The following is a 13997-nucleotide window of genomic DNA, read 5'->3' on the forward strand; positions in this document are numbered from 1 at the left end:
TTTTTTCGTCTTTCACCGCTCAAATGTTTAAACGCGGCGAACGATTGTGCATTACACTAGGTTGTTACAAGCGGATACATTTGCACACAAGGAGACAGGCATGCATCACACTACCCCGTTGATCACCACCATTGTCGGAGGTCTGGTCCTCGCATTTCTCCTTGGTATGCTGGCGAATCGCCTGCGCATCTCGCCGCTGGTCGGCTATCTGCTGGCCGGCGTGCTGGCGGGTCCTTTTACCCCGGGCTTCGTCGCGGATACCAATCTGGCCCCCGAACTGGCTGAACTCGGCGTTATTCTGCTGATGTTTGGCGTCGGTCTGCACTTCTCGCTTAAGGATTTGATGTCGGTAAAGTCGATCGCCATTCCCGGTGCCATCGCGCAGATCGCGGTCGCCACGCTGCTGGGAATGGGTCTGTCATGGGCGATGGGCTGGTCATGGATGACCGGCCTGGTGTTTGGCCTGTGTCTCTCTACCGCCAGTACCGTGGTGCTGCTGCGCGCGCTGGAAGAGCGTCAACTGATTGATAGCCAGCGCGGGCAAATCGCCATCGGCTGGCTGATCGTCGAAGACCTGGTGATGGTGCTGACGCTGGTGCTGTTGCCAGCCATTGCCGGCATGCTGGAGCAGGGAAATGCCAGCCCGACGCTGCTGGCGTGGGACCTGTTACTGACCATCGGCAAAGTCGCTGCCTTTATGGTGCTGATGATGGTGGTCGGCCGCCGCGTGGTGCCGTGGATTCTGGCCAAAAGCGCCGCCACCGGTTCACGCGAGCTGTTTACGCTGTCGGTACTGGCGCTGGCGCTGGGTATCGCGTTTGGTGCGGTGGAATTCTTTGACGTCTCCTTTGCCCTCGGCGCCTTTTTTGCCGGCATGGTGCTGAATGAATCAGAGCTCAGCCACCGGGCAGCACACGACACGCTGCCGCTGCGCGATGCGTTTGCCGTGCTGTTTTTTGTCTCGGTCGGCATGCTGTTCGACCCGATGATCCTGCTGGAGCAGCCGCTGGCGGTGCTGGGTGCGCTGGCCATTATCGTGCTGGGTAAATCGATTGCCGCCTGGCTGCTGGTCACGCTGCTCGGCCACTCGCGGCGCACCGCGCTGACCATCTCCGTCAGCCTGGCGCAGATTGGCGAATTCGCTTTTATCCTCGCCGGACTGGGAATTTCGCTCGGCATGCTGAGCGACGAAGGCCGCAACCTGGTGCTGGCGGCGGCGATTCTCTCCATCATGCTTAACCCGATTCTGTTTACCGTGCTGGAGCGTTATCTCGACAAAACCGAGACCATGGAAGAGCAGACGCTGGAAGAGGCAATTGAAGAAGAGAAGCAGATTCCGGTGGATATCTGCAATCATGCGGTGATTGTGGGTTATGGCCGCGTCGGCAGCCTGCTGGGACAGCAGTTGATGGAAGCTGATGTGCCGCTGGTGGTGGTGGAGAATTCGCGCCCGCGCGTCGAAGCGCTGCGCGAACAGGGCATCAAAGCCGTGCTGGGTAACGCGGCGCGAGTCGATACCATGGATTTAGCGCGTCTTGACTGCGCGCGCTGGCTGCTGCTGACCATCCCCAACGGCTATGAAGCCGGGGAAATTGTTACCGCCGCGCGCGAAAAGCGGGCAGATATTGAGATTATCGCCCGGGCGCATTATGACGACGAAGTGGCCTATATCATGGAGCGTGGCGCCAATCGCGTGGTGATGGGCGAGCGGGAGATTGCCAACAGTATGTTGCATGTATTGCAGGAAGAGATCGCGCAAAACCCGATTGTGCGCGAGTGCCCGATTTAAAGACGTTATTACACCGTAGCGGCGCAATTTATTGCGCATACTAAAGCCATATCACGGCTGAAGAATGCGCAATAAATTGCGCCGCTACGGGTTCGTTATTACCTGTCCCAGTAAGACTCTTCTAAACTGTCTTCCCGCTCCGGCAGCCCGCGCGTCAGACGCGGTGAGTGCTGGTTCAGCACCTGATAACTGACGCGGTTGGCATATTTACACACCTGCGCCAGCGACGAGTAGGTCAGGTATTCGCGGGCGTGTTTGCTGGAGTTTGGCACTTTCTGACGGTGGAAATTGTTGGCGGTAATATCGTGCAGCAGCGCCGCCAGGGCTCCATCACCGGCACCGTTGGTGTTCATGATCTTCTCCGGACCGCCCATGTAAGGCGCAATGTGCGAGAAGATCCGCAGCGGCTGCTGGCAATCCTGATAGCGCATGGCGCGGCTGAACTCAAACTGATTGAACTCGGCAATCGCCCCCGGCAACAGCGGATGATTGGTTTTGCGCTTAAACGCCTCTTCGGTGAACCCGGCCATATACAGCCCGGTCGGTCCGGCGGTGCACAGCACCAGATCGACCCAGTCCAGCGCCATGTTGGAGGCCAGCAGCGGATCCGCTTCGCCGGTCAGCGCGAACGCTTCCTCTTCATTCATCGCCACAATCGAGACGTGTTCGCGCAGGAAATCGCGCCAGAACTGCGGGTTATCCTGAATCACATATTTGGTACCGAGCGTCAGCACCACCGGTACATTGTGCTTTTTGGCGAACTCGATGGCCCGCAGCGTCGCTTCCGGCATCGGTTCGCCCGGCTGACAGCGCACCAGGTAGGATGTCAGCACCAGTGCCGACGCACCGGCAATCACCTCTTCCGGAATACTGGCGGCCTGCAGCTGGTTCATCAGGCCAGGGCTGATAGCAAAGGTGCGCTCGCCCTGCTCGCCGATCAGGGTAAAGCAGCGGCCAATGGCGCCATCGACGCCCTGCAGGAAGTTAAGGTCCATGCGGCTGGAGGTATTGCACAGGTAGCGATAGGCGTAACCGCCAATCTGGATGTTGTTACACATCACGCCGAGCAGCACCGAACGGTCATCAGCCAGCACCGAGTAGTTGTGCAGCGTATTACCGATGGTACCGCCGGCAAACTGGTGGCTGATCAGCTGCTCGCGCATCAGCTCGTTATACAGCGCTTCGGCGGTCGCATCGTCGATGACCAGCGAATGACCGGCGCTCAGGCCATAGCGCTGCAGGAAGTCGTCATCGACTTTGGCTTCGATATCTACCAGCGTCTGGTCGATACCCACCACCCAGCTGCCCTCTTCCTGCTCCTGCTGGGAAGCCTGCAGCAGCGGATCGCGCGCGTTGACGGGAAAATAGTGTTTGGATTTGCGTTTGCCGGGAAATTTCATGAAAGCTGCCGTCAGGGAAAATCAGGCAGAGAATGATATCACATTCTCTGCCGCACCCTTAGCGGCGCGCTTGTACCAGCTGCACCATCATCTCGATGTGCTCATCATCCGCATTAAGCGCCGGAATGTATTCGAATTTCTCGCCGCCAGCGTGCAGGAAGATTTCGCAGTTTTCGCCGCTGATCTCCTCCAGCGTCTCGAGGCAGTCCGCCGCAAAGCCCGGACTCATCACCTGCACATGTTTAATCCCTTTGGCCGGCAGGCTTTTCATGGTCTCATCCGTGTACGGCATCAGCCAGGGCTCGCGGCCAAAGCGCGACTGGAAGGTCATCATGATTTTATGCGGCGCAATGCCGAGCGCGGCGGCCAGGGCATCGGTGGTGTCTTTACAGCGCAGCGGATAATCGTCGCCTTCATTGGCGAAGCGCTGCGGAATGCCATGGTAAGAGAGCACCAGCAGATCCGGCTCGCCGTGTTGGGCAAACGAGCGCTCTACCGAGGCCTTCAGCGCGGCGATATAGGCCGGATGTTCGGCGTAATCGCGAATAAACGCCACTTCCGGCAGGGAACGCAGCGGTTTAAAGCTGGCCGCCAGGCCATCCCACACTGCCGCCACCGTGGAGCAGGAGAACTGCGGATAGAGCGGCAGCACGATGAATTTGGTGACGCCCTGCGCCAGCAGACGCTCCACCGCACCGTTGAGGCTCGGCTGGCCGTAACTCATGCCCAGCTCTACCGGCATATCCAGCCGCAGCGCCAGCGCGGCACGCTGCCGCTTGCTGAACACCATCAGCGGGGAACCTTCGTCCATCCACACCGATGCGTACAGCTTCGAGACGCGCGGCGAGCGGAACGGCAGAATGATGAAATTGAGAATCGGCCACCACAGCCAGCGCGGCGTATCCACCACGCGCGGATCGCCGAGGAACTGTTTCAGATAGCGTTTCACCGCCGCGGTGGTCGGTGCGTCTGGTGTACCTAAGTTAACCAGTAAAACCCCAGGCTTATCTTGCCTCATTGTATTTCCTTGATGTCGCAGACAATGGTTCTGAATCGGGGGAAATTGTAGCGGAAAAAGCGGAGGGGGAAAGCAATTGCTGCAAAAGGGCCGGACAACCGGCCCTGGTCACCACTTAGCCGAGGATATCAGCCAGCTGTGCACTCACTTCGGTCACCTGGCGGGTGCCGTCGATTTTGTGGTATTCGGTGTTACCGGCTTCGGCTTCTTTGCTGTAGTAAGCAATCAGCGGCGCGGTTAGCTGATGGTATTCCACCAGACGCTTACGCACGGTCTCTTCCTGGTCATCTTTACGCGTGGTCAGCTCTTCGCCGGTCACGTCATCTTTACCTTCCACTTTTGGCGGATTGTATTTGATGTGGTAAACGCGGCCTGACGGCGCATGCACGCGGCGGCCGACAATGCGATCGACAATCAGTTCGTCCGGTACGGCGAACTCGAGCACGTAATCCACCTTGATGCCCGCCTCTTTCATGGCGTCAGCCTGCGGGATGGTGCGTGGGAAACCATCGAGCAGGAAGCCGTTTTTGCAGTCTTCCTGCGCGATACGCTCTTTAACCAGCGCAATCACCAGCTCGTCCGTTACCAGTTTACCGGCATCCATGATGGCTTTCGCCTGCTGGCCCAATTCGGTGCCGGCTTTGACAGCCGCACGCAACATGTCGCCCGTGGAGATCTGCGGAATACCGTATTTCTCCATGATGAATTGAGCCTGAGTGCCCTTACCTGCGCCCGGTGCCCCGAGCAGAATAATACGCATTGCGTAATTCCCCTTGCGAATCGCATTGATCAATCTGAGAAGGCCAAGAACATACCATTATGACCCGCACACCACAAGGCAACGGGCCCCCGGGCGCTGAAAGGCCTACTTTGACCTGCTTTAGCGCTGTGCGCCAGTAGCACGCACGTTTTTAAGAATTTCAGCTGTCTCTGAGCACCTCGCGCAGCCGTTTTTTTAGCGCAGCGGTGACGTTCTGCGGCTTATTGCCGTTGCCGCGTACGCTGACCGGCAAAAACAGGCGATGCGGCGCGGGCAGCAGCTGCATATCCGCGGGCAACGCGGGCAGCGCACTGCCGGGCGGCAAGGGCAGCAGCGCAAACGGCAGGCCGGGCTGGTGAATCGACTGCAGCGTGAACGGCGTATCCAGCGTCAGGCTGTCAACACTGGCAACGTTGAAGGGTTGCCAGTCGTCCTGCGCCATGCACTCCAGCGCGCGTTCCGGCGCGTCACCAAGCGCCAGCCCCTGTTCGAACAGCCGCAGTTCGCTGCGCACCAGCGTACTAAAATCATGGGTACGCAGCGCAATCAGCACCAGATCGTCGCTCAGCATCGCATGCTGATTCAGCTGGGTGACAAACAGTCGCGCCTCGCTGATGAGTCGTTTATGCAACACGCTGGCGAAGGAGCCGGACGCGTGCGTCACGCCCTGGCTCTGGCAGGCACTGAGATTGCGCACCCGGCCCTGCTGCATATCGACGTGATCGACCAGCGCGATATTGCCCGCCATCATCGGCAGGGCTGGCAGCACGCTGAGTTCGCTGACCGGATATTGCGCGGCGTAGCGCGTCTGATTGCGCGCCTGCTCCTGGCGCAGAAACAGTTGCGAGAGCAGCACGCGCGCGATGTGCAGTGAAGGGGCAAAAAACAGATCGTAATTTTCCAGCCGATAGTGACGGGACAGCAAGCCGCGCAGCCGATCGCGCGCCGCCGCCCTGGCAGTAGCCTGTTGTGAAGTCATCACGTGACATTTCTCTGTATTATTGTGCTGTGTGAAACTGGCGCTGGCAGCGGACATCGCCGCTGCTTTACACAGCGAAGCCGGTCCGTCAACCCGCCAGATTAAGCAGGAAAGGTTAGGTTAATGCGGCTGGACATTAAAATGATATAAACTGACAATCCCTGTTAGGTTTTTACACAGGGGATGAGTATGACCGCGCTTCCGTCGTTACGTGCACTGCACTATTTTCATCAGGCGGCGCTGCATTGCAGCTTTAGCGTCGCGGCCGAATGTCTCCATGTCACCCACAGCGCCATCAGCCATCAGATTCGCCAGCTGGAGAGCTGGATGGGCAAACCCCTGTTCATCCGCACCAACGGGCGCGTGCGCTTAACCTCTCACGGCGAACGCCTGCTGGTGAGCTGCCAGAAAGCCTTTAGCGAACTCTCTACCACCTGCGTAAGTATTCGCACCGGGATGCGCAATCATCTGAGCGTCGCCTGTACCCCGAGTTTTTTATCCCAGTGGCTGATTCCGCGCATCAGCAGCTTTTACCAGCGCTATCCCGATATTGAAGTGCAATTTCAGCCGCAGGGCGATATTGCTCAGCTGCGCAGCGAACACACCGATGTGCTGATCCTCAGTTATGAACAGGCGCCGGACGACGACATAGATGCCTCGCTCATCAGCGATGATTACGTTGGCCCGCTGTGCGCCCCACAGTACGCGGCGCGTTTTCACAGCGAGCAGGATCTGGCGTCGCTGCCGCTTTTGCACGCCGATACCCGCCTGCAGGCCTGGGCCGAATGGGCGAAGATCAGCGGCGTGCGCGGTAATTTTTGGCTGGGCAAACATTTCGATAATCTGACGCTGGCGATTCAGGCCGCGAGAAACGGGCTGGGCGTGATTGTGGCGCCGCGCCTGCTGGTGCGTCAGGAGCTGAACGACGGCACGCTGATTGCGCCGCTGGGATTTGTGCGCGCCGACCGCGCCACCTGGATGATGACCAAGCGGTCACGCCAGCACGATGCGGAGATTACGTTGTTCCGGGATTGGCTGCGGGATGAAGCGCTGAAGTAAGCAAGGGCGGCATAAATAAAAAAAGGTCGTCATTAATGACGACCCTACAGAGAGTGGACAGTTGTCGAATCGGTGCCAGGTAACCTGTAGGGTCGGCATTCATGCCGACCGTTCCGATTACCGCACCGCGTTACGCCGTCAGCAACTGATTCATGCGGCGGATAAACTGGTTAGGATCGTCCAGCGTGCCGCGCTCAGCCAGCAGCGCCTGATCCAGCAGCAGTTCAACCCACTCCGCAAAGCGCGCTTCATCCTGCGTATCAGCCACGCGTTTCACCAGTGTATGCTCCGGGTTGATCTCAAAGATGTACTTCACTTCCGGCACATCCTGACCGGCTGCGGCGAACAGCTTCGCCATCTGCGTGGTCATTTCGTTGGCGTCGGTGGTGACAATCGCCGGCGTGTCGGTGAGGCGATGGGTCAGACGCACCTCTTTGACGCGCTCGCCCAGCAGGGTTTTCACGCGATCGACGAACGGCTCCAGCGCTTTTTCCGCTTCCTTCTGCGCTTCCGTCTCTTCGTCCGCCAGCTTGCTCAGCGACTCATCCGCTTTGCTCACCGACTGGAACGCTTTGCCATCGAATTCCGTCAGGTAGCTCATCATCCACTCGTCGATACGATCGGACAGCAGCAGGACCTCGATGCCTTTCTTACGGAACAGCTCCAGATGCGGGCTGCTTTTCGCGGCGGCATAGCTGTCGGCAGTGATGTAGTAAATCTTCTCCTGCCCTTCAACCATGCGGCTAACGTAATCTTCCAGTGAAACGGTCTGCGCCGCGCCTTCGCTCTGGGTGGTGGCGAAACGCAGCAGTTTAGCAATCGCCTCCTGGTTGGCATGATCTTCCGCCGGGCCCTCTTTCAGCACCAGACCGAACTCTTTCCAGAACTGCTGATATTTCTCTGCGTCGTCTTTAGCCAGTTTTTCCAGCATCTGCAGGCTGCGTTTGGTCAGCGCGGCGCGCAGGCTCTGCGTGACGCGGCTGTCCTGCAGGATCTCACGGGAGACGTTGAGCGGCAGATCGCTGGAATCTATCAGGCCACGCACAAAGCGCAGGTAGTTCGGCATGAACTGTTCCGCGTCATCCATGATGAAGACGCGCTGCACGTACAGCTTCAGACCGTGCTTGCTGTCGCGGTTCCACATGTCGAACGGCGCACGCGACGGGATGTACAGCAGACTGGTGTACTCCTGCTTACCTTCGACGCGGTTGTGGCTCCAGATGGCCGGATCGCTGAAATCATGGGCGATGTGTTTGTAGAACTCGTTGTACTCTTCGTCGCTGATTTCGCCTTTGTTGCGCGTCCACAGCGCCTGGGCTTTGTTGATCTTCTCCCAGGTGACGGTATCGTTCTCTTCGTCTTTGGTCTCGATCTCCACCGGCAACGCGATGTGATCGGAATATTTGCTGATCACGTTGCGCACGCGCCACGCGTCGAGGAAGTCATCTTCGCCTTCACGGAAGTGCAGCGTAATTTCGGTGCCGCGATCGGCTTTCTCAATCTCCGCCAGCGTATATTCGCCTTCACCGGCGGATTCCCAGAACACGCCTTCGTCAGCTTTGGCGCCCGCAGCACGGGTGCGTACCGTCACTTTGTCAGCCACGATAAACGCCGAGTAGAAACCGACGCCGAACTGGCCGATCAGCTGGCTGTCTTTTGCCTGATCGGAACCCATCGATTCCAGAAACGCTTTGGTACCGGATTTCGCGATGGTGCCGAGGTTTTCAATCACCTCATCACGGCGCATACCGATGCCGTTATCGCTCAGCGTCAGCGTGCGTTTTTCCTTGTCGACCGAGATACGCACGCGCAGGTCGCCATCGCCTTCGTACAGATCCGGCGTCGACAGTGCGCGGAAGCGCAGCTTGTCAGCCGCATCGGAGGCGTTGGAGATCAGTTCACGCAGGAAAATCTCTTTGTTTGAATAGAGGGAATGGATCATCAGGTGCAGAAGTTGTTTTACCTCTGACTGGAAGCCACGCGTCTCTTGTCCTTTCATGGTCATTGCTACCTCAACAGAATCGGGGTTGATCAATTGTTGAGAGTGAAATGGGGATGGTGGGAAGAATTTCAAGCCGGTATCGCAGCAGGATACCGGCAAGTGGTCAGAATTTAATCTTGTGCCGTCCGGCAAGCGAGTGCGACAGCGTTGTGCCGTCGACCATTTCCAGTTCACCACCGACCGGAACCCCGTGCGCAATGCGGCTGGCGTCAACGCCATACTGGCCGCACAGCTCGGCGATATAGTTAGCCGTGGCTTCGCCTTCCACCGTGGGGTTGGTGGCGAGGATCACCTCCTGCAGCGTCTCACGTTCAAGGCGCTGCTCCAGCCGATCCAGTCCAATGTCATGCGGGCCGATGCCGTCCAGCGGCGACAGATGGCCCATCAGCACAAAATAGCGACCGCCAAACTGGCCGGTCTGCTCGATGGCGTGGATATCCGCCGGGCTCTCCACCACGCAAATCTGGCCGTTTTGCTGACGGCGGGGATTGGCGCAGATGGTGCAGATCTCCTGCTCGGTGAAGGTGCGGCAGTCGGAACAGTGGCCGATCTCTGCCATGGCGCGGGTCAGCGCCTGCGCCAGACGCATGCCACCGCTGCGATCGCGCTGCAACAGATGAAACGCCATGCGCTGCGCCGATTTCGGGCCAACGCCCGGCAAACAGCGCAGCGACTCCATCAAAGCTTCAAGCAGTGGACTGGTTTGCATCAGAACGGCATCTTGAAGCCAGGCGGCAGCTGCATACCGGCAGAGACGGACGCCATCTTCTCTTTCTGCGTTTCATCAATACGGCGCGCCGCATCGTTGAACGCCGCAGCGATCAGATCTTCCAGCATCTCTTTGTCATCTTCCAGCAGGCTGGGATCGACTTCCACGCGGCGGCAGTTGTGCGCACCGTTGATGGTCACTTTGACCAGGCCAGCCCCTGATTCGCCGGTGACTTCCAGTGCGGCGATCTCTTCCTGAACTTTGGCCATTTTATCCTGCATCTGCTGGGCCTGTTTCATCAGGTTGCCCAATCCGCCTTTACCAAACATAGTTTTCTCTCTCTGCTGGGGCTGCGCGCAACGCTGCGCGACAGCGTGATCATACGGGTCGGATACTCTCTTCATCCAGGTCCGCATCAAAGAAGCGACGCAGCGTCTGAATGTGGGTATCGCTTTCGATCGACTGACGCGCCTGCGCCAGTTTCTCTTCATAAATGGCCTGACGCCACTCCAGCGGCGTCAATACCGCCGGATTATCGTCTTCCACGATGGTCAGTACAACCGTCTGGCCGGCCGCCTGGCTCAGCGCGTCCTGAATTGCCTGGCGCGCCGGGGCAGAGTTGAGATGACGCTGGCTGCTGCGCAAATGCAGCGTCACGCCCTGCTCATTCACCTCTTTCCACGCGTTCAGCGCGACCTGCTGGACCAGCTTCGGCAGCGTCAGCGTGGCGATCTCCGCCGCCCAGGCGTCGCGCTGCAGCGCCTCTTCCGCCAGTTTGAGCGCCAGCTCTGGCGTTTTCTCATGCTCCAGCGCAGAACGCAAGGCTTTTGGCGTCGCCACCGGCTCCGGCTTGATCTCCTCCTGCTGCTGGGCTTTCCAGCGATACGCTTCCGGTTTCGCCGGCGCTTTTACCGCCGGTTCAGACGCGCGCTGTTGCACGCGCTCGGTGACGCTTGCCAGACGTTCCAGCGCCGGGTTTGCCGGCCGCGCGGAACGCGCTGCCGGCTCACTCTTTTTTGCTTTGCCGGCTCCCTGACGCAGCAGTTGCGTCCGCGCCTGTAACAGCTGACTGGTGGCGTCGGGCAAGTTATCCGGGGCCGGTGCCATATCGGGATAATCATCGGCCGGCGGCGGCGACTCATCCATCGGCGGTGCCATCTGCGGCTGCGCGGCCACAGCGGGTGCGGCTTTGGTCTGAGGCGCTGGCGCGGCAACGGCCGGTGCGGCCTGCGGCGTCAGCGACGGGCGCGCCACCGGTTCAGCAATGGTGGCCTGCGGATGAAACGCCAGTGCACGCAGCAGCGTCATTTCCACGCCCAGCCGACGATCCGGCGCCAGCGGCAAATCTTTGCGCCCCATCAGCAGCGTCTGATAATAGAGCTGAACGTCAGCAGGCGGCAGCACGCGCGCCAGTTCGCGCAGGCGCTGCGCCTGGCTGGCATCATCTTCGCCAAGCGAGCTGGGCAGCAGCTGGACCATCGCGATACGGTGCAGCAGACGCAGCATCTCCACCAGCAGCGCCTCCCACTCCACGCCGCGCGATGCGGCCTGATTCAGCAGCGCCATCACCTGTTCGCCGTTGCCTTCCACCAGCGCTTCAATCAGCGCCAGCGGCTGTTCATCATCCAGCGTGCCCAGCATTTGCGCCACGCTGTCGCGCGTGACGCTGCCCTGCCCCATGGCAATCGCCTGATCGGTGAGGCTGAGCGCATCGCGCATACTGCCGTCGGCGGCGCGCGCCAGCAGATGCAGCGCGCGCGGCTCGGCGTCAATCTGCTCCTGCTGCAGCACGTGCGCCAGCTGCTGCTGAATCTGTTCGACGTCGAGGGCTTTCAGGTGGAACTGCAGGCAGCGCGACAGAATGGTTACCGGCAGCTTCTGCGGATCGGTGGTCGCCAGCAGGAATTTCACATGCGACGGCGGCTCTTCCAGCGTTTTCAGCAGCGCATTAAAGCTGTGGCGCGACAGCATGTGCACTTCATCGATCAGATAGACCTTAAAGCGCCCGCGCGCGGGTGCATACTGCACGTTATCCAGCAGGTCGCGCGTGTCTTCCACTTTGGTGCGCGAGGCAGCATCGATTTCAATCAGATCGACAAAGCGCCCCTGTTCAATCTCGCGACAATTATCGCACTGTCCGCAGGGCGTGGCCGTAATACCGGTTTCGCAGTTGAGGCCTTTGGCCAGCAGACGCGCAATCGAGGTTTTCCCCACGCCGCGCGTGCCGGAAAACAGATAGGCATGATGGATGCGTCCCAGTGACAACCCGTTGGCCAGCGCCGTCAGCACATGTTCCTGACCGACTACGTCGGCGAAAGCCTGGGGACGCCATTTTCGCGCAAGTACCTGATAGCTCATGTGGATTCAATCACTGGAGTTGTTTAACCTGGCACAGCAGCACGCTCAGTTGCGCCGATTCTGCCGTGGGACTTAGGGGAAAAATGCGGTGACGCAAACCCTGTTTATTTTGACAGGAGTGTAACAGCCACAGCCGGATATGCCTATACCCGTGATACGTTGCGCGCTGCGCTTCAGGGCGGAATACGCCTGTCAGGGAGTGCGAAGAGAGGCGCCGCCGGGCATCAAGGCTGGCGGCGCGATGGCCTTAGTGGCCGGGGAAGTTGACCAGGCTGTAGCAGTCGATACCCAGCGCGTTCAGGCGCGCTTCGCCGCTTAAATCAAACAGGTTGATCACAAACGCGGCATCTTTAACTTCACCGCCCGCACGACGAATCAGTTTCACCGTGGCTTCAAGGGTGCCGCCGGTAGCCAGCAGATCGTCCACCACCAGCACCACATCGCCGGGTTTGATGGCGTCTTTGTGCAGTTCCAGCGCGTCTGAACCGTACTCCAGTTCATAGCTTTCGCTGAAAGTTTCACGCGGCAGTTTGCCCGGCTTGCGCACCGGCACAAATCCCACGCCCAGACCCAGCGCAACCGGCGCCCCGAACAGGAAGCCACGCGCTTCAGTGCCCACCACTTTGGTGATGCCTTTATTACGATAACGCTCTACCAGAATGGCGATCGCTGCGGCATACGCCTGCGGATCTTCCATCAGACTGGTGACGTCACGGAACAGGATGCCCGGCTTCGGATAGTCAGGGATGCTTTTGATGCTGTTTTTGATCAGTTCAAGCTGCTGCGCAGTTGCGGTCATAAAGGTTACGCCTGGAAAAATATCTAAAACGCGCAGCTTCCACAGCGCCAATACCCGGAAACCGGGTTAAGCGAAGTCGTTTCTCAAAGGGAAGCCACGCACGAAGATGCCCAAATCTAAGCAAACAGCCGGCTAAATGCAACCCTGATGCTACGGTTCGTGCGGGTTCGCACTTTCTGCTACAACCGGGATGCGCCACAGCATGAGCAGCAGCAGCGCCAGCATCACACCGAGCAGGATGCGCAGCCACAGCAGCTTCACCAGCCAGATTGAAACCGCAAAGGTGATGACAATCAGCAACATGGCACGGCTTTTGGCACCGGGCGGCATGGCGCGATGCTGCTGCCAGTGGCGCAGATAGCGGCCAAACGGCGAGCGCCACAGCAGCCAGTGGTGAAAGCGTGGCGACGAGCGGGCAAAACACCAGGCGGCCAGCAACACGAATGGCGTGGTCGGTAGTAAAGGTAATACAATGCCCAGCGTGCCCAGCACAATCGCCAGCCAGCCAAGGCTTAACAGTAAAATGCGCTGCATGCCAGATGCCTGAAAAATGTCACAACAGCGCTACGTTAACACAGACGGAATCGAAGTGATGCCTCAACTGCCCGCCCAACAGCGTCTGCACGCTATGATTGACACGCTGCGCCAGCAGATTGCGCAGCAGCCGGACGGTAGCTGCCGTCAGCCGCGCTTTGACGCGCAGCTGTTTCGCTGTAAAGGCACGCGGCTGGCTGACTATCTGCAAGAGCTGCAGCACAATGCGGCGCAGCTCGCGGCGTCCGACAGTGATGCGTCGCGCCGCCAGTGGCTGGCGCAGAAGGTGCTGGACCAGATTGCCGCGCTGCAGCGCGAGTGCAGTAGCCAGCAACTGCGCGTGGTGCGTGAACGGCCGCGTCGCGATCCGCTGCAGCCGAAGCGTGATGAGTACCGCGGCTACGAAACGCGATTGCTGGCCATGCTGCAGCAGCGCGAACAGCACCTGGCGCAAGCTGAAACGCTGAGCGTGCAGCAGCAGCTGATGCGCGAGGTGGAGATTCTGCAGGAGCGGCTGGCGCGCTGCCGCGCCGCGCTGCATAAACTGGAGATCGCGGCGCAGCCGTAAGCCGTTCGCTTTCCTCTATACT

At 59.4% G+C, this 13997-nt stretch carries 13 protein-coding genes and 1 other annotated feature; of the genes, 3 read left to right on the forward strand and 10 right to left on the reverse strand.

The genetic code is table 11. The annotated features are described in order from the left end of the window. The first annotated feature begins 100 nt into the window (after nt 1-100). Nucleotides 101-1789, forward strand: coding sequence for a YbaL family putative K(+) efflux transporter (gene ybaL / locus C1N56_RS14380; protein WP_021508650.1), 1689 nt, complete (start codon nt 101-103; stop codon nt 1787-1789). Between the two features lie 98 nt (nt 1790-1887). Here the strand turns inward: ybaL and C1N56_RS14385 are convergent, their stop codons facing one another. The 4 genes from C1N56_RS14385 to C1N56_RS14400 form a co-directional block, all read right to left on the reverse strand. Further along, nucleotides 1888-3189: an inosine/guanosine kinase gene (locus C1N56_RS14385; protein WP_394516800.1), complete on the reverse strand. Its 1302-nt coding sequence runs from the start codon at nt 3187-3189 to the stop codon at nt 1888-1890. A gap of 58 nt (nt 3190-3247) precedes the next feature. Further along, a complete protein-coding gene (gene hemH / locus C1N56_RS14390) occupies nt 3248-4207 on the reverse strand; it encodes a ferrochelatase (RefSeq protein WP_058781226.1) in 960 nt (319 codons plus the stop codon). A gap of 115 nt (nt 4208-4322) precedes the next feature. Next, nucleotides 4323-4967, reverse strand: a complete 645-nt coding sequence (gene adk, locus C1N56_RS14395) for an adenylate kinase (RefSeq protein ID WP_021507222.1) — start codon at nt 4965-4967, stop codon at nt 4323-4325. Nucleotides 4968-5127: 160 nt separating this feature from the next. Beyond that, nucleotides 5128-5946 (reverse strand): DUF6024 family protein, encoded by an 819-nt coding sequence (locus tag C1N56_RS14400; protein ID WP_058781292.1) that lies wholly within the window; start codon nt 5944-5946, stop codon nt 5128-5130. 189 nt (nt 5947-6135) lie between these two features. Here C1N56_RS14400 and C1N56_RS14405 point away from each other — a divergent pair, with 189 nt between their 5' ends. After that, complete coding sequence (locus C1N56_RS14405; RefSeq protein WP_021507220.1) at nt 6136-7005, forward strand: LysR substrate-binding domain-containing protein; 870 nt, start codon at nt 6136-6138, stop codon at nt 7003-7005. A 130-nt stretch (nt 7006-7135) separates the two neighbouring features. Here the strand turns inward: C1N56_RS14405 and htpG are convergent, their stop codons facing one another. The 6 genes from htpG to C1N56_RS14435 form a co-directional block, all read right to left on the reverse strand. Beyond that, a complete protein-coding gene (gene htpG, locus C1N56_RS14410) occupies nt 7136-9004 on the reverse strand; it encodes a molecular chaperone HtpG (protein WP_185749251.1) in 1869 nt (622 codons plus the stop codon). A 106-nt stretch (nt 9005-9110) separates the two neighbouring features. Beyond that, entirely contained in the window at nt 9111-9716 is a 606-nt protein-coding gene (gene recR, locus C1N56_RS14415) for a recombination mediator RecR (RefSeq protein ID WP_394516801.1), read from the reverse strand. Continuing rightward, a complete protein-coding gene (locus tag C1N56_RS14420; protein ID WP_010616869.1) occupies nt 9716-10045 on the reverse strand; it encodes a YbaB/EbfC family nucleoid-associated protein in 330 nt (109 codons plus the stop codon). The genes recR and C1N56_RS14420 overlap by 1 nt, the downstream gene beginning before the upstream one ends. Before the next feature lie 49 nt (nt 10046-10094). After that, complete coding sequence (gene dnaX / locus C1N56_RS14425) at nt 10095-12074, reverse strand: DNA polymerase III subunit gamma/tau (protein ID WP_394516802.1); 1980 nt, start codon at nt 12072-12074, stop codon at nt 10095-10097. Then, nucleotides 10692-10753: a sequence feature (DnaX frameshifting element), on the reverse strand. It overlaps the preceding gene by 62 nt. Before the next feature lie 247 nt (nt 12075-12321). Then, the gene (gene apt, locus C1N56_RS14430) at nt 12322-12873 is read right to left on the reverse strand and encodes an adenine phosphoribosyltransferase (RefSeq protein ID WP_031279659.1); all 552 of its coding nucleotides are present in this window, start codon (nt 12871-12873) and stop codon (nt 12322-12324) included. Between the two features lie 150 nt (nt 12874-13023). Next, complete coding sequence (locus C1N56_RS14435) at nt 13024-13407, reverse strand: DUF454 family protein (RefSeq protein ID WP_058775241.1); 384 nt, start codon at nt 13405-13407, stop codon at nt 13024-13026. A gap of 58 nt (nt 13408-13465) precedes the next feature. Between C1N56_RS14435 and priC the strand changes: the two genes are divergently transcribed. After that, on the forward strand, nt 13466-13975 hold the full coding sequence (gene priC / locus C1N56_RS14440; protein ID WP_058757945.1) for a primosomal replication protein PriC: 510 nt from the start codon (nt 13466-13468) through the stop codon (nt 13973-13975). The last annotated feature ends 22 nt before the right edge of the window (nt 13976-13997 follow it).

The sequence above is a fragment of the Pantoea sp. SGAir0175 genome, from assembly GCF_043547855.1.